23 protein-coding genes and 1 pseudogene are annotated in these 22,412 nt (G+C 52.0%); 13 read left to right on the top strand and 11 right to left on the bottom strand.

Annotation, left to right across the window (positions count from 1 at the left end):
- Positions 1 to 87: 87 nt before the first annotated feature.
- The 3 genes from ACTHTJ_RS05045 to ACTHTJ_RS05035 form a co-directional block, all read right to left on the bottom strand.
- Complete coding sequence (locus ACTHTJ_RS05045) at positions 88 to 1,944, bottom strand: ribonuclease catalytic domain-containing protein (RefSeq protein ID WP_070584463.1); 1,857 nt, start codon at positions 1,942 to 1,944, stop codon at positions 88 to 90.
- Between the two features lie 108 nt (positions 1,945 to 2,052).
- Positions 2,053 to 2,973, bottom strand: coding sequence for a patatin-like phospholipase family protein (locus ACTHTJ_RS05040; protein WP_070712400.1), 921 nt, complete (start codon positions 2,971 to 2,973; stop codon positions 2,053 to 2,055).
- A 99-nt stretch (positions 2,974 to 3,072) separates the two neighbouring features.
- Positions 3,073 to 3,690 carry a tellurite resistance TerB family protein gene (locus ACTHTJ_RS05035; RefSeq protein WP_049349212.1) on the bottom strand — a complete coding sequence of 206 codons (618 nt, stop codon included), beginning with the start codon at positions 3,688 to 3,690 and terminating at the stop codon, positions 3,073 to 3,075.
- 151 nt (positions 3,691 to 3,841) lie between these two features.
- Between ACTHTJ_RS05035 and rsgA the strand changes: the two genes are divergently transcribed.
- Complete coding sequence (rsgA, locus tag ACTHTJ_RS05030) at positions 3,842 to 4,708, top strand: ribosome small subunit-dependent GTPase A (RefSeq protein WP_440360800.1); 867 nt, start codon at positions 3,842 to 3,844, stop codon at positions 4,706 to 4,708.
- 108 nt (positions 4,709 to 4,816) lie between these two features.
- Here rsgA and ACTHTJ_RS05025 read toward each other — a convergent pair whose 3' ends face one another.
- From ACTHTJ_RS05025 to ACTHTJ_RS05000, 6 genes are all read right to left on the bottom strand, one after another.
- Positions 4,817 to 5,011, bottom strand: coding sequence for a hypothetical protein (locus ACTHTJ_RS05025; RefSeq protein WP_049323023.1), 195 nt, complete (start codon positions 5,009 to 5,011; stop codon positions 4,817 to 4,819).
- A 23-nt stretch (positions 5,012 to 5,034) separates the two neighbouring features.
- On the bottom strand, positions 5,035 to 7,092 hold the full coding sequence (metG, locus tag ACTHTJ_RS05020) for a methionine--tRNA ligase (RefSeq protein WP_440360799.1): 2,058 nt from the start codon (positions 7,090 to 7,092) through the stop codon (positions 5,035 to 5,037).
- A gap of 127 nt (positions 7,093 to 7,219) precedes the next feature.
- On the bottom strand, positions 7,220 to 8,473 hold the full coding sequence (gene murA, locus ACTHTJ_RS05015; RefSeq protein WP_036492379.1) for a UDP-N-acetylglucosamine 1-carboxyvinyltransferase: 1,254 nt from the start codon (positions 8,471 to 8,473) through the stop codon (positions 7,220 to 7,222).
- A gap of 197 nt (positions 8,474 to 8,670) precedes the next feature.
- Positions 8,671 to 9,588: a permease-like cell division protein FtsX gene (ftsX, locus tag ACTHTJ_RS05010; protein WP_063076502.1), complete on the bottom strand. Its 918-nt coding sequence runs from the start codon at positions 9,586 to 9,588 to the stop codon at positions 8,671 to 8,673.
- On the bottom strand, positions 9,585 to 10,235 hold the full coding sequence (ftsE, locus tag ACTHTJ_RS05005; RefSeq protein WP_003681151.1) for a cell division ATP-binding protein FtsE: 651 nt from the start codon (positions 10,233 to 10,235) through the stop codon (positions 9,585 to 9,587). Before ftsE ends, ftsX begins: the two co-directional genes overlap by 4 nt.
- Positions 10,236 to 10,484: 249 nt before the next feature.
- Positions 10,485 to 10,967 (bottom strand): TlpA disulfide reductase family protein, encoded by a 483-nt coding sequence (locus tag ACTHTJ_RS05000; protein WP_049349226.1) that lies wholly within the window; start codon positions 10,965 to 10,967, stop codon positions 10,485 to 10,487.
- 169 nt (positions 10,968 to 11,136) lie between these two features.
- On the opposite strand from ACTHTJ_RS05000, the gene arsC reads away from it, so the two are divergent.
- Both arsC and ACTHTJ_RS04990 read left to right on the top strand, forming a co-directional pair.
- Entirely contained in the window at positions 11,137 to 11,496 is a 360-nt protein-coding gene (arsC, locus tag ACTHTJ_RS04995) for an arsenate reductase (glutaredoxin) (RefSeq protein WP_070584450.1), read from the top strand.
- 25 nt (positions 11,497 to 11,521) lie between these two features.
- On the top strand, positions 11,522 to 12,178 hold the full coding sequence (locus ACTHTJ_RS04990) for a YdcF family protein (protein WP_070584448.1): 657 nt from the start codon (positions 11,522 to 11,524) through the stop codon (positions 12,176 to 12,178).
- Between the two features lie 70 nt (positions 12,179 to 12,248).
- On the opposite strand, the gene ACTHTJ_RS04985 is transcribed toward ACTHTJ_RS04990, so the two are convergent.
- A complete protein-coding gene (locus ACTHTJ_RS04985) occupies positions 12,249 to 12,506 on the bottom strand; it encodes a hypothetical protein (protein WP_049349229.1) in 258 nt (85 codons plus the stop codon).
- 107 nt (positions 12,507 to 12,613) lie between these two features.
- The gene (locus tag ACTHTJ_RS04980; protein WP_070584446.1) at positions 12,614 to 13,708 is read right to left on the bottom strand and encodes an ABC transporter substrate-binding protein; all 1,095 of its coding nucleotides are present in this window, start codon (positions 13,706 to 13,708) and stop codon (positions 12,614 to 12,616) included.
- Positions 13,709 to 13,867: 159 nt separating this feature from the next.
- Here ACTHTJ_RS04980 and gltX point away from each other — a divergent pair, with 159 nt between their 5' ends.
- The 10 genes and pseudogenes from gltX to ACTHTJ_RS04930 all read left to right on the top strand — a co-directional run bounded on the left by gltX (position 13,868) and on the right by ACTHTJ_RS04930 (position 22,384).
- Positions 13,868 to 15,262, top strand: coding sequence for a glutamate--tRNA ligase (gene gltX / locus ACTHTJ_RS04975; RefSeq protein WP_070584445.1), 1,395 nt, complete (start codon positions 13,868 to 13,870; stop codon positions 15,260 to 15,262).
- Between the two features lie 275 nt (positions 15,263 to 15,537).
- Complete coding sequence (locus tag ACTHTJ_RS04970) at positions 15,538 to 15,876, top strand: hypothetical protein (protein WP_049333033.1); 339 nt, start codon at positions 15,538 to 15,540, stop codon at positions 15,874 to 15,876.
- A gap of 59 nt (positions 15,877 to 15,935) precedes the next feature.
- Complete coding sequence (locus ACTHTJ_RS04965) at positions 15,936 to 16,271, top strand: zinc ribbon domain-containing protein YjdM (RefSeq protein WP_003682724.1); 336 nt, start codon at positions 15,936 to 15,938, stop codon at positions 16,269 to 16,271.
- Positions 16,272 to 16,487: 216 nt separating this feature from the next.
- Positions 16,488 to 18,797 (top strand): annotated as a pseudogene (gene recQ, locus ACTHTJ_RS04960) (DNA helicase RecQ).
- A 224-nt stretch (positions 18,798 to 19,021) separates the two neighbouring features.
- A complete protein-coding gene (locus ACTHTJ_RS04955; protein WP_070584443.1) occupies positions 19,022 to 19,471 on the top strand; it encodes an HvfX family Cu-binding RiPP maturation protein in 450 nt (149 codons plus the stop codon).
- Between the two features lie 83 nt (positions 19,472 to 19,554).
- The gene (locus ACTHTJ_RS04950; protein ID WP_003686668.1) at positions 19,555 to 19,872 is read left to right on the top strand and encodes an HvfA family oxazolone/thioamide-modified RiPP metallophore; all 318 of its coding nucleotides are present in this window, start codon (positions 19,555 to 19,557) and stop codon (positions 19,870 to 19,872) included.
- 86 nt (positions 19,873 to 19,958) lie between these two features.
- A complete protein-coding gene (locus ACTHTJ_RS04945; protein WP_070584441.1) occupies positions 19,959 to 20,801 on the top strand; it encodes an HvfB family MNIO-type RiPP peptide maturase in 843 nt (280 codons plus the stop codon).
- Positions 20,791 to 21,477 (top strand): HvfC family RiPP maturation protein, encoded by a 687-nt coding sequence (locus ACTHTJ_RS04940; protein ID WP_070584439.1) that lies wholly within the window; start codon positions 20,791 to 20,793, stop codon positions 21,475 to 21,477. The genes ACTHTJ_RS04945 and ACTHTJ_RS04940 overlap by 11 nt, the downstream gene beginning before the upstream one ends.
- Before the next feature lie 142 nt (positions 21,478 to 21,619).
- Positions 21,620 to 22,198, top strand: coding sequence for a sigma-70 family RNA polymerase sigma factor (locus ACTHTJ_RS04935; protein WP_003686679.1), 579 nt, complete (start codon positions 21,620 to 21,622; stop codon positions 22,196 to 22,198).
- Positions 22,199 to 22,210: 12 nt separating this feature from the next.
- Positions 22,211 to 22,384, top strand: coding sequence for a zf-HC2 domain-containing protein (locus ACTHTJ_RS04930; protein WP_141745160.1), 174 nt, complete (start codon positions 22,211 to 22,213; stop codon positions 22,382 to 22,384).
- Positions 22,385 to 22,412 lie beyond the last annotated feature (28 nt).

Raw genomic sequence — 22,412 nt, 5'->3', positions numbered from 1 at the left:
TGAAGGCCGTCTGAACTGGGATGAAAACGAAATCAAAGATTTCTGTTTCTTTGTTCAGACGGCCTTTTTTCAAACGGAATAACGTTATCAGCCCGGTAAAACGGCTTTTTGATAGTTGAGCGCGATAAACTGCTTCTCGGCATCCAATTCAGTGATTTTGAACAATGCCTGCGATTTGGGCAGCGCGTCAAACGGAATACCGGTCGCACGCGTTACCAGCGGCAGGCCTTCAATGCGGACGAGGTCTTCTTTGAGGATGGTGGCCGTCAGCTCGCTCGTGCCTTGCTGTTGCAGATAGACGAGGCTCCAGTAGGCTTCCATTTGGCGTTGGAAGTCGGCGTAGGCTGTATAGGCGGCATCAAAGTCGCGCAGCGCGGCGAAAAGCTCGGCATCGCTGTTTTGATACAGCGGCTCGGCAGTGTCGTCGATCAGGCTGATCAGCTGCTTTTGGTTGATGTAGTCGGCGGCGCGGCGCAGCGGCGAGGTAAACCAGCCGTAATGCTGCACGCCCATGCCGATGTGCGGCTCGGATTTGGTGCTCATGCGCACTTTGCCTGCCGGTTGGACGCGGAAAAGGCCGGGCAGCTCGTTTTCGTCCAGCATTTGCGCCCAAGTGCTGTTGGCAAGAATCATCATCTCGCTGACCAGCGTATCGATGGGCGAACCGCGTTCGCGGCGGACGACGGATACGTTGCCTTCCTCATCCAATTCGATGCTGTAATCGTATTGCGGCGCACGGTCGGGTTCGTATTTGCCGCGCGCTTTTTGCAGGGCGATGGCAAATTGATAGAACCAAATCAGGTCTTGATGGTGGGCGAACATCATTTCGCCGGCTTCGTCCAAGCCGGTTTCGGCGTTGAAATGCGGCTCGATGGTCTGAATGCGCAGGTTTTCAGCGATGTTGACGGCTTCGATTTTGCAGGTCGGCTCGCCGACGTTGAACTCGCCGTCCACATCGAAATAAATGCTGACGGCAGGGCGGTACGCGCCCGCATCAAGGCTGAACGCGGCAATCCAGTTTTCGGGCAGCATGGTGATTTTGCCACCGGGGAAATAGACCGTGCTCAAGCGTTCCATGATGTTTTTTTCCATTTTGTCGCCTTGAGCGACAGCGAGAGACGGTGCGGCGATGTGGATACCGACGCGCTTCGTGCCGTTGCCCAAGTCGGTCAGGCTCAAGGCATCGTCCACTTCGGTGGTCGATTCGTCGTCAATGGAAAAGGCGGTAACGTCGGCCTTGGGCAGGTCGGGCATTTCGGGAAGGGAGAGGTCGGGGAAACCTGTTCCTTTGGGGAAATATTTGATTTCAAACCCGTCTTGCAGGTATTGGGGAATGGACGTAATGCCGCCTGTTTTTTTCGCCAGTTCGTAGGCGGAGGTTTTCAGCGCATCGGCGGCTTTGGTAAAGGCTTTGTAGGTCAGCGACTGCTTGTCGGGCGCGTGCAGGATGGTTTTCAGATCCGCTGCGATTTCAGACGGCATCTCGCCGCGTTTCAAGGCTTCCGCCCAAGCGTCGATTTGCGCGTCTTGTTGTTTTTTGCGTTCGATGGCGGCAAGCGCTTGTTTTAAGGTTTCTTCGGGCGCGGCTTTGAACACGCCTTTGGCTTTTTTGTAGAAATACATCGGCGCGGCGTAAAGCGCAATCAAAGTCGCCGCCAGCTCGGTTTTGGTCGGCGCATGGCCGTAATATTCTTCGGCGATGGCTTCGGCGGTAAATTCCTCTTCGCCGCATACTTCCCACAATAAATCGGTGTCGATATCCGCCGCCTGTGCCTGCGCGTTTTCCAAAAATGCCGCCATATCGCCGTCAAACTCGGCAAAGACATTGTTTGCCTTCACTTTGGTGCGTTTGCCGTGTTGGGTATCGACTTGGTAGGTGGCGTCGTTTTTTTGGACGATGGAGGCAACTTTGAATTGGCCGGACTCTTCGTAAAAGATATTCATTTTTTTCGGATTTTATGATTTGTAGGAAACGCGTGATTTTAGCAGATTTGCACAAGAAAGGCCGTCTGAAAAACATACTTTCAGACGGCCTGTTCAAACGGCGGATGATTAATACTGATATGCCGCCAGTTTGCGTTTGATTTCAGGCAGGGCTGCGCGTGCGGCCTGTTCACCCAGTTGGATGGCGCGTTGTTTTTGGTCGAAGCCGCCAACCGAACCCAGCTCCAAAACCTGCGGTTTGATGACCACATTGGCTTGTCCCAATTCTTGATGCAACGCAGTTTGACTCATCACGTTGAAGGTTTGGTCAAGATAGGAGAACATGCCTTGGCTGACATTTTTGGCCGGACGGGCGGAAATATCGACGGCAATGATGAAGTTTGCGCCCATTTTTTTCGCCGCGCTGACCGGTACGGGTTGCGACAGGCCGCCGTCTACATATTTGCGGTTGCCGATGACGACAGGCTGGAATACGTTTGGAATCGACGCAGAAGCGCGGACGGCCTGTCCGGCATTGCCTACGTTGAACACCACCGGTTTGCCGCTTTCAAAATCAGTCGCAACGGCGGCAAACTTGATGGGGAACTGCTGCATCGGGCGGTTGCCGACTTTGCGGTTGATGTAGTTTTGCAGTTTTTCGCCTTTGATGAAGCCGCTGGTGGACAAGGTCAAATCCACCAAATCGGTTTTACCCAAAATTTCCGCTTCCAATTCGAGGCGGTCGGGCGACATTCCCGAAGCGTACATACTGCCGACAATCGAGCCTGCGGATGTGCCGGTAACAATTTTGACCGGAATATTGTTTTCTTTCAAAACCTTAATAATCCCAATATGGGCAAAGCCTTTGGACGCGCCGCCGCCCAAAGCCAGCGCAACTGTGGCTTTCGGTTTGGGTGCAGGATGCGAAACCGTATTTTGACCCTGCGTAGAAGGTTTGGATTGCGGTGCGTTGCCGCTCGGACAGGCAGCCAATACCAAGACGGACGAAGCGGCTAAAAACGTTTTGAATGTGGAAAAAAGTTTATTCATGTTCAGACAGCCTTTAATATGTCGAAAGGGTTATTTTACTCTGAAATTAAGTCGAAAGGCCGTCTGAAATCAAGTTTCAGACGGCCTTTTAAATCAAGCTTAAGCCAATTCGAGCTGTTTTTCCAAGCTTTCGACCAGTTGGTCGTCCAAATTCAAAGCTTGGGACAAACGGCTCAGGAACACAATTTCCTTGCGCGACAAGTCCGCGCAGACCAATCGGGCCGCTAGATAAGTTTCGGCTGCCAAAGCCTCGTCGCTGCCGACCGAAGCGGCAATTTGCTCGATAGAGGCCGGTTGCGCATATTCTGCTTGCAACCATGCCGCAGTTTCCGCATCACTGCCGCTTTCACGCTCAATCGCCGCGCGTTCCGCATCGTCAATCAGGCCGTCTGAAGCCGCCGCCGCAATCATCGTTTGCAAAATTACACGGCTGTGGTTTTCGCCAATCAGACCGGCAGGTTGGAATGCACTTTGCGGCAATTCGTCCTGCTGGCGGTTTTGTTTCCAGTTTTGATAGCCTTTATAAGCCAGAAAACCCAAAGCAGCGACCGAGCCGGCCTTGACCAGCTTCTTCGTATTTTTCTTTTTCAACAGCATCGATGCCAAAGCACCCGTCAGCGCACCACCGCCGAAAGAATTGAGCGGACTGTCCGCCACTGCTTTGCCGCCTTTTTGAGCCGCACCCAAAACCTGATTGAGCAACTGACTGAAATCCATAAAAAAATCTCCTGAAAACAAATACATTGCAAATATAGGGCAGAAACACCAAAAAACCAAGCCAAAGAAAGTTAAAAGGTGCAAACAAGTTTTCAGACGGCCATAGCCGACTTTCGGTACAATCACACCATTCCAAACAATAAACCCCATCATGACCGATACCGCCCAAATCATTACCAGCTATGGCCGCCGCTATATTGTCCGCACCCCCGATGGCCAAACATATGACGCCACCACCCGCAAAAAACGCGTCGATTTCGCCTGTGGCGACCAAGTCCGCATCAGCCCCATCAACGGCGAACAAGTCGTGATTGAAGACTACCTCCCGCGCGAAAGCCTGCTCTACCGCCAAGACGCGTGGAAAACCAAACTGATTGCCGCCAACGTTACCCAACTCCTCATCGTAACCGCCGCCAGTCCCTCACCCAGCGAAGCCCTGTTGCAACGCGCCCTCCTCGCGGCAGAAGCGGCCGGTATCGACGCCGTCATTATCCTCAACAAAGCTGACCTCCCCGAAACCGCCCAATGGCGCGAGAAACTCAAATTCTACGAAACCCTCGGCTACTCCGTGGTCGAAACCAACGCATTGGAAAACGCCGACATCCTGCGTCCCATTTTAGAAGGGCAAACCAACATCCTGCTCGGACAAAGCGGCATGGGCAAGTCCACCCTGACCAACGCCCTACTCGGCAACCAAGCCGCCCGAACCGGCGACATTTCCACCGCGCTCGACTCCGGCAAACACACCACCACCCACGCCCAACTATACGATTTAAACGCAGAAACCCGACTCATCGATTCCCCCGGTCTGCAAGAATTCGGCCTGCACCATCTCCAAGCCGCCGATTTATTGCAATACTTCCCCGACCTGCGCCACCTTATCGGCCAGTGCCGTTTCCACAACTGCACCCACCGCGCCGAACCCGGCTGCGCCGTCAAAGCCGCTGCCGAATCAGGCGAAGCCAAACCCGAGCGTATCGAATTTCTGCAACGCGTTACCGATGAATTATTGAAATAAAGTTTTAACGGAAATAAGCGTTTGGATAAATAAAAAGGCCGTCTGAAAGTTTCAGACGGCCTTTTGTTGAAGCATAACCAAATTTACCTTTCAACCGGTATCGCTACCTTAGCGGGAAAGAGAAGGTGCTTTTCGTGGCGGATTGATCATGAGAAGCACGGCTTCTTCAATTTGTTTGTCCTCCCGATCATGGAGCTCTACCGGAAACTTCAGACGCAACACTGTAACAATAGCGCCAACCGATAAGCCTGCATCATTAAGCAACTCAATTTCTTTAAGTACCGGTGCGGAAAGGTTTAACATGGTTTCTCCTTAAGATTTGATACTTAGCCCACTTTATCCCCGGGCTGTGCGCCTGCGTCGACATCGAGGAGCTTCAGTTTGCCCTCTGCCATGGCGGCGGAGAGGATCATGCCTTCGGATACGCCGAATTTTGCCATTTTGCGCGGAGCGAAGTTGGCGACGGCGATGACCATGCGGCCGTTCAATTCGGCAGGATTTGGGTAAGAGGCGGCGATGCCGGAGAAGATGATGCGTTTTTCAAAACCGAAATCGAGGTCGAATTTCAAAAGTTTGGTGCTGCCTTCGACGGCTTCGCAGTTTAAGACTTTGGCGACGCGCATATCGATTTTCATAAAGTCGTCAAAGCTGGCCTGTTCGGCGACTTTTTCGTATTTGCTCTCTTCGGTGGCAGGCGCGGCTGCGGCGGCGATGCTTTGTTTGTTGGCTTCGATTAAATCGTCCACTTGTTTTTGCTCCACTCGCTGCATGAGGTGTTCGTATTTGTTGATGGCGTGTTCGCCCAAGGTTTCGCGTGTATTTGCCCAAGTGATGGCTTCCAAATTCAGGAATTTGGCGGCATTTTCGGCCACTTTCGGCAAGACGGGGGCGAGGTAGGCGGTCAACATGGTAAAGGCGTTGATGAGCTCGCTGCATACTTCGTGCAGGCGTGCGTCTTGGCCTTCTTGTTTGGCGAGTTCCCAAGGTTTGTTGGCATCAACGTATTCGTTGACAATGTCCGCCAAGGCCATGATGTCGCGCAGGGCTTTGGCATATTCGCGGCTTTCGTAGCATTCGGCAATGGCTTCGCTTTGTGCGACAAGTTTTGCCAGCAATTCGCTGTCGGCAACATCTTTCAGACGGCCTTCAAAGCGTTTGGCGATGAAACCTGAAGCGCGGGCGGCGATGTTGACGTATTTGCCGACGAGGTCGCTGTTTACGCGGCTGATAAAGTCTTGCAGGTTCAAATCGATGTCTTCGATTTTGCTGTTGAGTTTGGCGGCGATGTAGTAGCGCATCCACTCGGGGTTCAGGCCTTGTTCCAAATAGGATTTGGCGGTGATGAAGGTGCCGCGCGATTTGGACATTTTTTGTCCGTCCACGGTCAAAAAGCCGTGTGCGTACACGCCGGTCGGGGCGCGGTGGCCGGAGAAATGCAGCATGGCAGGCCAGAACAGGGCGTGGAAATAGAGGATGTCTTTGCCGATGAAGTGGTACATCTCGGTTTGGCTGTCGGCTTTGAAGTATTCGTCAAAATCGATGCCGATGCGGTCGCACAGGTTTTTAAACGACGCCATGTAGCCGACGGGCGCGTCCAGCCAGACGTAGAAGTATTTGCCCGGCGCGTCGGGGATTTCAAAACCGAAATACGGTGCGTCGCGGGAGATATCCCAGTCGGACAGGGTGGTTTCTTCGCCTTCGCCCAGCCATTCTTTCATTTTGTTGAGGGCTTCGGGTTGCAGATGGAGCTTGCCGTCGTGCGGGTTGTTGCCGGAAGTCCATGCTTTGAGGAAGTCGGCACATTCACCCAGTTTGAAGAAGAAGTGTTCGGATTCGCGCAATTCGGGTTTGGCACCGGAAACGGCGGAATACGGATTAATCAGTTCGGTCGGGGAATAGGTCGTGCCGCAGACTTCGCAGTTGTCGCCGTATTGGTCTTGGGCGTGGCATTTCGGGCATTCACCTTTAACGAAGCGGTCGGGCAGGAACATTTGTTTTTCGGGGTCGAAAAGCTGCTCGATGACGCGGCTTTCAATTTTGCCGTTGGCTTTCAGCGCGCGGTAAATGTCTTGGGAAAACTGTTTGTTTTCAGGAGAATGGGTGCTGTAATAATTGTCGTAGCCGATGTTGAAACCGGTAAAGTCGGCGAGGTGCTCTTCGCGTACTTTGGCAATCATGTCTTCAGGCGCGATGCCTTGTTTTTGCGCGGCAAGCATCACGGGCGTGCCGTGGGTGTCGTCGGCGCAGCAGTAGTAGCATTCGTGGCCGCGCAGTTTTTGGAAGCGTACCCAAACGTCGGTTTGGATGTGTTCGACCATGTGGCCGAGGTGGATGCTGCCGTTGGCATACGGCAGCGCGGAAGTGACAAGGATTTTGCGTGTCATGGTTTGTGCTTTGAAAAACAATGGATAAAGATGTTGGGAATTATACCGCAAAACAATACGCAAAGGCCGTCTGAAACCCGATTGCCGGTGTTTCAGACGGCCTTTTATTTATCGGCTGCGTATGGGATCAACCACGTACGCGTTCAATTTTTGCGCCTACGCCGCCAAGTTTTTTCTCGATGTATTCATAGCCGCGGTCGAGGTGGTAGATGCGTTCGACGATGGTTTCGCCTTCTGCGACCAAGCCGGCCATGACGAGGCTGGCGGAGGCGCGCAGGTCGGTTGCCATCACGACGGCGCCGGAGAGTTTTTCCACGCCTTTGATGTAGGCGGTGTTGCCTTCGGTGGTGATGTCTGCGCCCATGCGGTTGAGTTCGGGAACGTGCATGAAGCGGTTTTCAAAAATGGTTTCCACCACGCGGCTGCTGCCCTCGGCAATGGCGTTCATGGCCATAAACTGCGCCTGCATGTCGGTTGGGAAGCCCGGGTGGACGACGGTGCGGATGTCCACGGCTTTGGGGCGTTGTTGCATGTCGATGGAAATCCAGTTGTCGCCTGCTTCGATGATGGCGCCGGCTTCGGTCAGTTTGTTTAACACAACTTCCATGGTTTTCGGTGCGGCATTGCGCAGGACGACTTTGCCGCCGGTCATGGCGACGGCGCAGAGGAAGGTACCGGCTTCGATACGGTCGGGAACGACGCTGTGTTCGCAGCCGTGCAGCTCTTTTACGCCTTCGATGGTCATGGTTGCTGTGCCGATGCCGCTGATTTTTGCGCCCATTTTAACGAGGCATTCGGCCAAATCGACGACTTCGGGCTCGATGGCGCAGTTTTCGAGGATGGTGGTGCCTTCGGCAAGCGTGGCCGCCATCAGCAGGTTTTCGGTACCGCCGACGGTTACGACATCCATGGTGACGCGCGTGCCTTTCAGACGGCCTTTGGCTTTGACGTAACCGTGTTCGATGGTGATTTCCGCACCCATGGTTTCGAGGCCTTTGAGGTGTTGGTCAACCGGGCGCGAACCGATGGCGCAACCGCCGGGCAGGCTGACTTGGGCTTCGCCGAAGCGGGCGAGGGTCGGGCCTAAAACCAAAATGGATGCACGCATGGTTTTTACCAGCTCGTAAGGTGCGCAGGTGTTGTTGACAGTGCCGCCGTTGATTTCAAATTCGGAGATGTTGTCGGTCAAAACGCGTGCGCCCATGCCTTGCAGCAGTTTTTGGGTGGTTTTGACGTCGGCGAGCATGGGTACGTTTTTCAAGCGTAAAGTGCCGGAAGTCAGCAGACCGGCACACATCAGCGGCAGGGCGGCGTTTTTTGCGCCGGATACGATGATTTCGCCGTTGAGGGGGCCGTTGGCAGAGATTTTGAGTTTGTCCACAGGATGTCTTTCGTTATTTGTCTGCACGGTTTATGCCGCACAAATGAAATGAGATGGGTAATAAACCATCAATTATAAGGGATTATGCCCTTGCTGTTAGATTTGGCAGTATTAAATTTTCACAAGGTTTGTTTAAGTTGCAAAAGGAATAAGATTTCAGGCCGTCTGAATGGTTCAGACGGCCTGTTTGCTAAGGCTTATTTTTTGGCTTTGAAGCCTAAGAGGTGTTGCGTGGTGGCCAGCCATGCGCCAAATACGCCCAGCGCGATGACGAAGCCGAATACCAACGACACTTCGCTAAATGTGAAGAAACGCCAGCCGATGTTCAGACCGTAGGGTTTGAAAATCGCGTCCACCAGCGGCCGTACTTCGGCCAGCAGCCAAGCCGACAAGCCCAAGCTGACGGCGGCGGAGAAAATACTCTGCCACATTGCCTGATAAAGGAAAGGACGGCGGATGAAGGAAGCGGGCGCCCCCAACAGCTTGGTGATTTCCAACTCTTCCTTACGGCTGAGGATTTGCAGGCGGATGGTGTTGTGTGCCACCAAGACAAAGGCCATGCCTAAAGTCAGCGAGAGAAACCACAAAATCTTGCGGATAAATTCGTTAATACGATAAAGGGTCTGTACCCATTCGGTATCCATGGTTGCCGATTCGACGCGCGGCAGTTTGGTAATGTCTTTATAGATGGCCTGCATTTGATCCGGAGAAGTGGCAGGGTCGGGTGTAACGATAAAGACATCGGGCAACGGGTTGCCATCGAGCATGGAAACGAGGTTTTGGTCGAGATTGGTCTGCAATTCTTCCAAACCTTCCTGCTTGCTGATAAAGCGGACTTTATCGATACGGCTGTCGCGTTGGAGCAGGTTTTTCACCGTATCGGCATCAGAACCTGCCGCATCGGTGTCCATATAAACCGTAATCTGCGGCGACTCGTTGAGTTTGCCCAACACGCTTTGACCGCTTTGGATGCCCAAATACATAAACAGCGGCAAGGTCATGGCAACGGCAAGCATGAGCAGGGTCAGCAGCGTGCCGATGGGTTGGCGCAGAAGCTCTTTGAGCGCGGCGCGCGCCGATTCGACGTGTAACGAGATGTAATGAATCATGCTCATGCGAGGCGTCCTTTCTGCAGGCGCAAGACGCGGTGGCCGTAATCTGCCATCAGCGTTTCATCGTGCGCCGCAACAATCACGGTTGTGCCTGCTTCATGGAAGGTTTTGAACAATTCCATAATATCCAGCGCATAGGCGCGGTCGAGGCTGGCGGACGGCTCGTCGGCAATCAGCAGGCTGGGTTGGTGAACCACTGCGCGCGCGATGCACAAACGCTGTTGTTCGCCGCCGGACAAAGTGATGGGCATATCGTTTTCGCGGCCTTTCAAGCCGACTTTCTCAATCGCAATACGTGCGCGCTCTTCCGCTTTGCGCGGCTGGTAGCCGCTAATCCGCAAAGGCAGGATAACGTTTTGCAAGACATTGCGGTCGTAGAGGATTTTGTGGTCTTGGAAGACAATGCCGATATGTTGGCGCATAAAGCCGATCTGATTGTCGCTCAAGGTGCCGAGGTCTTGATTGTTGAACCAAACCTTGCCTTTAGTAGGCTTGGTAATGCCTGAAATCAGCTTCAAAATGGTGGATTTGCCCGAGCCTGAATGGCCGGCGATAAAAATCATCTCACCTTTGTTAATCTGGAAACTGACATTTTTCAGGGCTTCGAAACCGCCGGGATAGGTTTTGGAAACTTGTTCGAAACGGATCATGGGTTTTCCTGAAAATAGGGATTCAGACGGCCGGCGTCATCGATAGGGCAACATGCCGTCTGAAAAAATGGGATTATTCACAGATTATAAATATTTCGGCTGCTTTTTGATAGTGAAACCCCGGTTCTGCTGGCGGAGACACTGCCGGTTTGCAACACAAAGCAATATGGTTTGAAATAAAGGCCGTCTGAACGATTGGGTTTCAGACGGCCTCGATATCAGCGTAGGTTAAGCACCCTATCTGCTGTTTTATTTACATTTGGTTTTGGCCAAATTCACGGCGGCGGTCAGGCTTTTTTCGTTGACTTCGCCGGTGATGGTTTGTTTGTAGCCGCATTTCGGCGCTTCGACAACTGTGAAGGGCAATACGCCGACGTTGTTGCCGTGGGCTTTCATGAAGTTGCGGCTGTTGGCGCCGGTGTAACGCCAAATCGGGTAGCTAACCGGCGTTTGTTTCAGGAACTTGCCGATGTTGTCGGTGGTATCCAGCGCGATGCCGACCATATCGACGCTGCCTTTTTTCTGAGCTTTGTACCATGCGGACATGGCGGGCATTTCTTTACGGCAGGGGCCGCACCAGGTTGCCCAAAGGTTGACCACGCGCACGGGGGCTTTGAGCGATTCCAGGCTTTGCGGTTTGTTGTCCTGCCAACCTGCCGTTTCATCGGCGGCAAAGGCCGGAGCAGCGGTAAAAACGGTGGCGGACAGTAGAAGGGCGGTTAAGGCTTTCATGGTTGTATCCTTGAGGTTGCCAATCGAAATTGTGTTTATTGTAAAACGGTTTGGTGGGTATGCCTACCGATTCGTATCAAGATATCAGGTAAAAAGTTTGAGTAAAAATCAGTTGCAGACGATAATAACCGCCATCATTGAATGATTTTGCAATAATACGGAGACTTTCATGCCGTCTGAATTCACACTTTATCACAACCCGCGTTGCAGCAAATCACGTGACGCGCTGGCTTTGCTCGAAGAAAAAGGCGTTGCCGCCGACGTGGTCAAATATCTGGATACCGCGCCCGATTTGGCGACTTTGCAGGATATGTTTGCCAAACTCGGCATCGAATCGGTGCGCGGCATGATGCGCACCAAAGACGATTTGTACAAAGAATTGGGTTTGGACAATCCCGATTTGGACAATGCCGCCCTGCTTCAGGCAATTGCCGAACACCCTGCCCTGCTCGAGCGTCCCGTTTTGGTAACGCCTACGCGCGCAGCCATCGGCCGTCCGTTGGAAAACATTGCCGCCCTACTCGGCTGATGGGGTTGGATAAGGCCGTCTGAAGATGATTTCCCTGCTTAAAAGCCGCAATGGCCTGCGATATTACCTGTTTCGCGGCCTTGCTTTGAGCGTTTTGCTGGTGTGCGGTATTTTTTTGAGCGGCACATGGCAGATTTACCGGACAGGTTTGCAAACCTTGCCGAAGGACGCTCATGCCGATGCGGCGGTGGTGTTGGGTGCGGCGGCGTGGGACAAACGCCCGTCGCCAGTGTTCCGTGAGCGCATCAACCATGCCATCACGCTCTACCAAAGCCATCGGGTCGGCAAAATCATTTTCACCGGCGGTACGCCCAAAAAAGGATTTATGACCGAAGCCGAAGTGGGGCGCCGATACGCGCTCAAGCAGGGCATACCGGCGCACAATATCCTATTTGAAAACACGTCGCGCAACACTTACGAAAACCTGCGCAATATCGTCCCTATCATGCACGCCAACGGAGTCGGCAGCATTATCGTTGTCAGCGACCCGTATCATTTGGCGCGCGCTGAAGAAATGGCCGCCGATTTGGGCTTGTCAGATGCGCAGTTCTCCGCCACCCCGACCACGCGCTTTGATGAGCGCAGCAAGAAAGCCAAGTTCCTGATGCAGGAGAGCTATTCTTTGTTTCTCTACCGTATCGGCAAATGGAGCGATGCGGTTTGGAATTGGATAGGTGGTTGAGCTTTCGGTAATCCATGTAAAAGGCCGTCTGAAGCCTTTTAGGTTTCAGACGGCCTAAATGTATTCTTGCTTATTGATATTGATTTGCAGCTACACTGCCAAAAAAGACTACAGCCAGTACCAGATAAATTACCATTACGATGGCAAACAGAATCAAGGTAGCCTTGAAATAATTGGCTTTATTTGGATTGGTGTTTGAGCCGAATGCCCATACAAGCATCATAACTATATTGACCAGCGGAATCATCATAATCAAGTTTGTTATCAACCATTCTTTGATGCTTACAATCGGAGCCTGCTGATGGCCGATTTGGTTTTGTTCAATCATATCTTGTCCAATTATATTAAATAAAAAGAATAATAATTATACATAATAAAGCCTTATTAGTATAGCATACATATTCAGACGGCCTGAGCCTATGATTTTTGCAGCCGCTATTTCAATCGGATGTAAAACGTACCGTCCGGCACGACGGGCAGGTATTTGCGGTAGAAGTCCAGATAGGTCTTGTTTGGGTCTATGTCGGCAAACTGCTGCGGGTACAGGGTTTTGGCGATAAATTGCGCGCTGGCCAAATCGGTGAGCGAGCGGGAGGCGGTGTGGTAGATGCCGTAAACGCGTTTGTTTTTGACGGCAGGAATGTCTGCCCAGCCTTTGCGTTTGACAAATCCGGCCAGGCGGCGTTGCGCATCGGCCTGGCTGATGCCTATGCCCATCGCCATAATGTCAGGCTTGTCTTTATGGCCGTTTTCCGTCCCCGAAATGACGATGACGTCGGGTTTGGCCGTCAGGAATTTTTCAGGGTTTATCGGTCCCCAGTTTTTAACGTAAGGCGCGGCGATATTGTTGCCGCCTGCTGTGTCGGCAATCGCGCCCCACATATCTTTGCCGAAGGTGTAGCTGTATTCGGACGGGCCTTTGTCGCCGAACTCGATATAGATTTTCGGTTTGGACTGCTTGGCGCGCGCGACGCGTTTTTGGATGTCGGCAATGCCTCGGGCGTATTCGGCGGCAATTTTTTGGGCGCGCGCCTGCGTACCGTTGAGTTCGCCGAAAATTTCCGCACTGCGCGTGTGCCGCGCGACGGTTTCGGCGTTGAAATCGACCACGACGACGGGTATGCCTGCCGCTTCAATGCGCGGCAGGTGGGTGGCGACGACCTTATACTGCCAGTCGGCCAGAATCAATACGTCCGGCTTGAGCGCGAGCGTTTTCTCCAGTGAAAACGTGCCGGTGTTGATGTTGCCGATGTCCGCAATGTTTTGCAGCGTAGGCAGCTTCTGTTTGAACATCGCCCAGCTGCCGGGATTGAATTTCTCCCAAAACTCACGCGAAATACCGATGACGTTTTTAAATTTGTCCGCGCCCGTTACCGCGATATAGTCGGGATAGTAAAACGCCAAAACCGCGCGTTTGACAGGGACATCGACTTTGACTTCGCGTCCCAATACGTCTTTGATAGTTTTGATTTCGGCTTGGGCAAAAAGGGGCAGGAGGGCAAGGGCGGTAAATAAAGCGCGTTTGTTCATGAGCGGATACTTTCAAAGAAATGATTATCATTTGTCTTGTTTTCAGGAGAAAAGTTCCCAGACGGTCCTTCTGCGCCGACATTATTTTCAGACGGCCTTACATTGTTTAAACCACGCCGAAAAAGTAAAATAACCGTTTTAAAAGATTTTGGAGCCATCATGACCGTCAAAACCCGTTTCGCCCCCAGCCCCACCGGCTACCTGCACATCGGCGGCGTACGCACCGCCCTGTTCTCATGGGCATTTGCCCGCCATCATAAAGGCGAATTCCTATTGCGTATCGAAGACACCGACTTGGCGCGCTCTACTGCCGAATCCGTCAACATCATCCTTGACGGCATGAAATGGGTCGGCCTGAACTACGACAACGCCGACAACGTCGTTTACCAAACCCGCCGTTTCGACCGCTATAAAGAAGTCATTGCCGAACTTTTAGAAAAAGGCCATGCCTACTACTGCTATTGCAGCAAAGAAGAGCTGGAAGCCATGCGCGAGAAAGCCGAAAAAGAAGGCACGGCGACTTACGATCGCCGCTGGCGTCCGGAAGAAGGCAAAACCCTGCCCGAAATCCCTGCCGACGTGCAACCCGTCGTCCGCTTCAAAACGCCTTTGGACGGCGTTACCAAATGGACGGACTTGGTCAAAGGTGAAATCTCCATTCCCAACGAAGCGCTCGACGACCTGATTATCGCCCGCGCCGACGGCACACCGACCTACAACTTCTGCGTCGTGGTGGACGACTACGACATGGGCATTACCCACGTTATCCGCGGCGACGACCATGTGAACAACACCCCTAAACAAATCAACATCTTAAAAGCCATTGGCGCTACCCTGCCCGAATACGGCCATCTGCCGATGATTCTTAACGAACAAGGCAAAAAAATCTCCAAACGCAGCGGCGATACCGTTGCCATTACCGACTTTGGCGCAATGGGCATCCTGCCCGAAGCTATGCTCAACTATCTGGCACGCTTGGGCTGGGCGCACGGCGACGACGAGTTCTTCACGATGGAACAATTCATCGAATGGTTTGATTTGAAAGACGTTTCCCCATCCCCAAGCCGCATGGATTTGAAGAAACTCTACTGGATTAACGGCGAACACATCAAAATCACCGCCAACGAAAAACTGGCCGAAATGGTGAAACCGCGCCTCGCCCTGCGCGACATCCATGAAACAAGCAAGCCTGCTTTGGAAGATGTGTTGGCATTGGTCAAAGACCGCGCCCAAGACCTGAACACACTTGCCGACGAGTGCCTCTACTTCTACGTCAAACAAACGCCTGCCGAAGCAGACGTGCAGAAACACTGGGACGACGAAGCCGCCGCCCGTATGCTGCGCTTTGCCGAACGCCTCGAAGGGCTGGAAGACTGGACAGCCGAAGCCATCCACGACCTCTTCAAACCTTTCTGCGACGAAGAAGGCATCAAAATGGGCAAACTCGGTATGCCCCTGCGCCTCGCTGTCTGCGGTACGGCGAAAACCCCAAGCGTCGATGCCGTATTGGCATTAATCGGCAAAGAAGAAGTGTTGAAACGGATTCGTTCGTAAGGCATGAATGATAAAAGGCCGTCTGAAATGTTTCAGACGGCCTTTTCTAATAAAACCAGAAAATAATGGAATAAGGCGGAGAATATGAGAAAATAATAGCCGCCTGCCTGCCACAACAGTTGATTGAATTAACTTTTATCGGCAGCCTGAATGTCCGGATTGGATAAAATAAGCCATTAAGAACAAAGACCAACAAGCATATTATGTAAACTTGGCGGCTGAAAAATCAGCTCTGCGCTTTACTTTGCAAATCAAACAACTTTAAAGGAAAACCCATGAAAAAAACCTTACTTGCCCTGATGATGCTATCTGCCGCCGCGGCGTATGCCGGTGAGGCGGAAGACCGTTTGCTGTCTGTTCAATCGGTTTACCGTGCCGCTTTGAATGAGCAAAACAGCAACGACAGCAAAATCATTTCCCTGCAAAGCGATTTGGAAAGCGCGCAGCGCCGTTTACAGGCTGCGCAATCCGATATTGACCGTTTGAAAGGCGAAATTCAGACGGCCTTGGCTCAGAAAGAGCAGCAAAATGCCAAGCTGCAACAAGCCGGCCAGATGTTGGACGCGGCTTGGAATGCCGTTTACGGCGTAGGCGGCAGCAAGGCGAATCAATAATTTAGACATTGTATTATTTGCGTTTTACGCTTCTTTTATTATATTTATAAGGAAACCTCATGTCCCTACCTCCCTGCCCGAAATGCCACTCCGAATACACTTACGAAGACGGTGCTCAATACGTTTGCCCTGAGTGTGCCCATGAGTGGAACGAGGCTGATGCTGCGGCTGCAAGCGATGATGCCTTGGAAGTCAAAGATGCCAACGGCGCGGTCTTGCAAGATGGCGATACGGTTGTCTTGATTAAAGATTTGAAAGTCAAAGGCAGCTCTATGGTCATCAAGCAAGGCACCAAAGTCAAAGGCATCCGCCTGCAAGAGGGCGACCACAATATCGGTTGTAAAATCGATGGCAGCGCGATGAACTTGAAATCTGAGTTCGTCAAAAAAGCCTAAAGATTTTATTTTTGAAAGGCCGTCTGAAACCCTAATATCAGGTTTCAGACGGCCTTTATATATTTCATTCAAAATAAAACAAATCTTTATTTAAAATTAAATAAATTCAATAGAGTTGAATTTCAGGCCGTCTGAAAAAGCGGCGGAAAAATGTTCCGCACATACGCGGGTGCAAAAACGTTAAAATAACGCTTTCCCCTATTCTACGGAACCATTATGCCTCAGCCGACCGCCAAACAGATTTTGCACGAAGTATTCGGTTATCCCGAATTTCGTGGCAAGCAGGAGGCTATTGTCAATGCTTTGGCCGGCGGCGAGAGTTTGATGGTGCTGATGCCGACGGGCGGGGGCAAGTCTTTGTGTTACCAGATTCCGGCGCTGATGCGCGAAGGTGTGGCGGTTGTTGTATCGCCGCTGATTGCGCTGATGAACGACCAAGTGGCCAGCCTGCATGTGGCCGGGATTGAAGCGGCGGCAGTCAACAGCAGCACATCGGCAGATGAGGCGCGCGAGATTGCCGACAAACTTGCCCAAGGCCGTCTGAAACTGCTTTATGTCGCACCGGAACGCTTGGTTACCGACCGCTTTTTACGTTTTCTCGACCAACAAACCGTCAGCCTGTTTGCCATTGATGAGGCGCATTGCGTCAGCCAATGGGGACACGATTTCCGCCCCGAATATCAACAGCTCGGCATGCTTGCCGAACGCTATCCGAACGTCCCGCGCATCGCCCTGACCGCTACCGCCGATGCGGCCACGCGCGCCGACATCAAGCATTATCTGCATTTGGACAATGCGCCCGAATTTATTTCCAGCTTTGACCGCCCGAATATTTATTATCAGGTTATCGAGAAAAACAATGGCAAAAAACAATTGCTGGATTTCATCCGCAAGCAGATGCATGGGCAAAGCGGTATTGTGTATTGCCTAAGCCGCAAAAAAGTCGAGGATGTGGCGCAGTTTTTGTGTGAAAACGGCTTGGAGGCGATTCCATATCATGCCGGTTTGAGCATGGATGTGCGCGAGGAAAACCAGCGCCGCTTTACGCATGAAGACAATATTATTGTGGTGGCGACCGTGGCGTTCGGTATGGGCATAGACAAACCCGACGTGCGCTTTGTCGCCCATCTCGATATGCCCCAGAGTGTCGAACATTTCTATCAGGAATCGGGGCGCGCCGGTCGGGACGGGCTGCCTGCCGTGAGCTGGCTGTGTTACGGTTTGAACGATTGGGTGTTGCTGCGCGAACGTATTGCCGAAGGCAACAGCGATGAAGTGCAAAAGCAAATCGAAATGCAAAAACTCGATGCCATGCTTTCCGTCTGCGAAACCGCTGCCTGCCGCCGCGTGCTGCTGCTCAAACATTTCGGCGAAGAATCCGAACCCTGCGGCCATTGCGACAACTGCCTGCATCCGCCCGTGCGGTTTGACGGCACGGTGTTGGTGCAAAAATTACTCAGCTGCGTGTACCGCGCCGGACAACGTTTTGCCGCCGGTTACATCACCAACCTTTTACGCGGCAAAAGCGACGATTGGATACTGCGCAACGGCCATGACAAGTTATCCACATTCGGCATCGGCAGCGAACAGACCGACAAGGAATGGCGCAGCGTCATCCGCCAGTGCATCAGCTTGGGCTATCTCACCGTCAATGTCGAGCAGCATCAAGCCCTGCAGCTGACAGAAGCGGCAAAAAAAGTCCTTAAGGGCGAAACCGAAGTCATGCTGCGTCCCCTGCGCCGCGAAAAAACGGCCACCCAAAAACCGAAAGACGATTGGTTGCGTACCGAGCGCGAAGAGCGTTTGTGGCAGGCATTGCGCCAATGGCGGCAACAACGTGCCCGGGCAGAGGAAGTGCCGGCCTATGTGGTTTGCGGCGACAAAACCCTGCGTGATATTGTCGAAAAAATGCCCAGAAGTTTGGAAGATTTACACCAAATATACGGCTTGGGCGAGGCTAAAATCAATAAATTCGGTTTGGAGATACTCGACGTTTGCGAAACGGCTGAAGCCGCTACGGTTTCCACAGACAGCGCATAAGTTATCCACAGCTTGGGCGAGCGCGAACAAGCCTTAAAACAGGCTTTGGAAACTTGGCGCGAGCAGCAGGCAAGTGCCGATCAAGTGACGCTGGGAACGGTATTCTCCAACGAAAGCATGGACGATTTGCTGACCAATACGCCTGCCGAACCCATCGACCTTTTAGGCGTGTATAAACTCGGCGAAAAACGCATCGAGCAATACGGCGAGGGCATTTTAAACATCTGCCGCCCGTTTTCAGACGGCCTGAGTGAAGAGGACAAACGCAAACGCCGATTGATGCGCCGTCTGCTTCAGTGGAACATTGATACTGCCCGCCATGAAGGCATCGAAGCCTATCAGATATGCAGCAAAGTTACCCTGCGCGCCATTGCCGCCCGACGGCCGCAAGATTTGGCGGAGTTGGCGGAAATCCACGGCATGAATGAGGAGAAAACCGACAAATACGGCACGGAAATTGTCGAATTGTGTAAACAAGTGGATTAATTGACCGCGTTTTATCGTTAAAGGCCGTCTGAAACCCAATCAAGTATGGTGTTTCAGACGGCCTTTTTGAATTTTTAATCTTTATAAAACAATGAATAAGAAAATAACTTTATTTGTTTTGTCAGTTTTTTAAAGCTGTCTCGTCTAAACAGGCATGAAATATGGGATGGTGCCGATTGATTTTTCGTTCCATCTCATTCGACACACATCGATTAGGAAAATAAATGAACACCTCATCCAACCCCTCTTGGCAGGCCGCTTTCGGCTTGTTGGCACTCAGGCTTTTTGCCGCGTATGAATTTCTTGAGTCTGGCCTGGAAAAATGGAACGGGGAAAACTGGTTTGCAGATATCAACGGTCAATTTCCCTTTCCGTTCAATTTGTTGTCGGATACTGTCAACTGGAATTTGGCCATGTGGGCGGAACTGGTTTTGCCTGCGCTGTTCATCGTCGGCTTGGCAACGCGGCTGTCCGCGCTGGGATTGATGGTCGTGACGGCTGTCGCATGGTCTGCGGTACATGCCGGCTTAGGGTACAATGTGTGCGACAACGGTTATAAAATGGCACTGATTTATTTGGTGGTTTTATTTCCTGTCCTATTGCAGGGCGCAGGCCGTCTGTCTTTGGATGCCCTGCTGAAGAAACGCTGCTGTCGTATCAAGCATTTTCTTTAAGGATTAACGGTCGCGGGCCGACTTTAAATGCCCGATATTATCCCTTGATTTATTTAAACTCGTATTTTAAAAAGGAAGTTAAAATGAAAAAAAATGTAGCTGCTGCTTTGGCCGGTGCGCTGTCCCTGTCTCTGGCTGCCGGCGTTGTTGCCGCTGATAAACCGTTAAGCAGCAAAGCAGGTGTTCAGAAATCTGCTCAAGGCTCTTGCGGTGCGGTTAAAGCCGGTGAAGGTTCATGCGGTGCAAGCGCTGTTTCTAAAGCAAGCGAAGGCAAATGTGGCGAAGGCAAATGCGGTTCAACCGTGGAAAAAACCCACGCCAAAAAAGGCAAAGCATCTAAAGCCAAAGCTGCCAAAGTAGTAGAAGGCAAATGCGGCGAAGGTAAATGCGGTTCTAAATAATCCTGCAATATACCTTTAACAAAGTCGCATTTTATAAACGAAAATGCGACTTTGTCGTTCATACGGCACCATAACAGGACATCACCATGATTCAACATGCAGGCTTGGGCTACCGCCGCGACTTGGCGGAAGACTTCCTCTCGCTTTCAGACGACAGCCCGATACGCTTTATCGAAGCCGCCCCCGAAAACTGGCTGAAAATGGGCGGCAGGGCGCGCAAACAGTTTGACCGCGTGGCGGAACAGCTGCCGCTGGCATTGCACGGATTATCCATGTCGTTGGGCGGACAAGCCCCGCTGGATACCGCCTTGATAGACGGAATCAAAGAAATGATGCGCCGTTATGACTGCACGTTTTTCTCCGACCATTTGAGCTACTGCCACGACGGCGGTCATCTTTACGATTTGTTGCCGCTGCCTTTCACTGATGAGATGGTGAAACATACCGCGCGGCGTATCCGCGAAGTGCAAGACCGGTTGGGCTGCCGTATCGCCGTAGAAAATACCTCCTACTACCTGCATTCTCCGCTTGCCGAAATGAACGAGGTTGAGTTCCTTAATGCCGTTGCCCGTGAAGCCGACTGCGGTATTCATTTGGATGTGAACAATATTTACGTCAACGCCGTCAATCACGGCCTGTTGTCGCCTGAAGCCTTTTTAGAAAATGTGGACGCAGGGCGCGTGTGCTATATCCATATTGCCGGGCATGATGTGGCAACACCCGAATTATTGATTGATACGCATGGCGCGGCGGTTTTACCGACTGTTTGGGATTTGCTCGAACTGGCCTATGCCAAACTGCCGACGATTCCGCCCACCCTGTTGGAACGCGATTTCAATTTCCCGCCTTTTGCCGAACTCGAAGCCGAAGTTGCTAAAATCGCCGACTATCAAATGCGTGCCGGAAAGGAATACCGCCGTGCAGCCTGAAACCTCCGCCCAATATCAACACCGCTTTGCCCAAGCCATACGCGAAGGCAAAGCCGCAGACGGATTGCCGCAAGAGCGCCTGAACGTCTATATCCGCCTGATACGCAACAATATTCACAGCTTTATCGACCGCTGCTATACCGAAACGCTGCAATACTTTGACAGCGAAGAATGGGGCCGTCTGAAAGAAGGTTTCGTCCGCGACGCGCACGCCCAAACGCCCTATTTTCAAGAAATCCCCGGCGAGTTCCTCCGATATTGCCAAAGCCTGCCGCTTTCAGACGACCTCTTGGCATTGATGGACTTTGAACACACCCAGCTGCTCGCCGAAACCGCTCAAACCGACAGCCAAACAGTCCATGACGATTCAGACGATTTGGCCTACATCCTTTCTCCCGCCGCCTTTGTGCGCCGTTATCAGTATGACGTGACCGACGAATTGCAGGAGGCGGAAACCGCCGTTTTGGTGTGGCGCGATAAGGAAGACGACGTGATGTATCAAACGCTCGACGATTTCGACGCCTTATTGCTGGAAATGCTGGCAGAAACGCCCACTTCCCTAAACGGCCTGCAAACCATGCTGGCAGAGTTCATGCCGTCTGAAAACGCTTGGCAGGACGCATTAAGGCAAAAATGGACGGAATGGTTGGAACAGGGCATTTTGGTTGCGGCATAAACCAAGGCCGTCTGAAACGGGCGCAGTCGGTTTCGGCGAAACAAAAATACTACTGAAATCGTTTATAGATTCAATCGCATGCTCTTTCCGTATCAGCGTAAAATCAGAAGCATATTGATCATTCATTTCATACTGATACATTATGGCCCTACCCGAACTGACCGATGCCGAGCTTGCCGAATCCCGCAAGTTGCTGCTGCGCTTTGCCCATATCCAGCTGCCCGACCGCCCCGACTTGGTGGAAGACCTCGTACAGGAAACCATGCTTTCCGCCTACCGTGCGGCCGAGGGTTTCAAAGGCGACGCCCAAGTGAGCAGCTGGCTGTTTGCAATCTTAAAAAACAAAATTACCGACTGCCTGCGCCAAATCGGACGGCAACGCCAAGTTTTCGTCACGCGCGACGAGGAAGCCTTGGATGAAGCCTTTGAAGGACATTTTGCCGCTGACGGGCATTGGACGGATGAAGGACAACCTCAGGGTTGGGACTCACCCGAAGCCAGTTTGAACAATAAAGAGTTCTACCAAGTTTTACAGACCTGCCTCTACCATCTGCCGGAAAACACCGCCCGCGTGTTTACCATGAAAGAAATTCTCGGTTTTTCAAGCGATGAAATCCGCGAACAATGCGGTATCAGCCATGCCAACTATCACACCATCATGCACCGCGCGCGCGAAACCTTGCGCCAGTGCCTGCAAATCAAATGGTTCTCCCATGCCTGACAGGAAAATGCCATGAAAAAATGTCGCAAAATAACCGATCTGATTTCCAAACAGCAAGACCAAGTGCGTCTCAGTCTTTTTAACCGCATTGCCCTTGCCGTGCACCTGTCGCTCTGCCCCCGTTGCCGCGAATATAAGAAACAGCTCGAATTAATCAGCAACGCCATGCACAAGATATTTCGATGATTAAAAAAAGGCCGTCTGAAACCTACCC

This window comes from Neisseria sp. P0018.S001, assembly GCF_051957355.1.
Lineage (GTDB): Bacteria > Pseudomonadota > Gammaproteobacteria > Burkholderiales > Neisseriaceae > Neisseria > Neisseria subflava_A.
The sequence above is the reverse complement of the archived record's forward strand: the minus strand, read 5'-3'. Positions and strand labels throughout refer to the sequence as shown.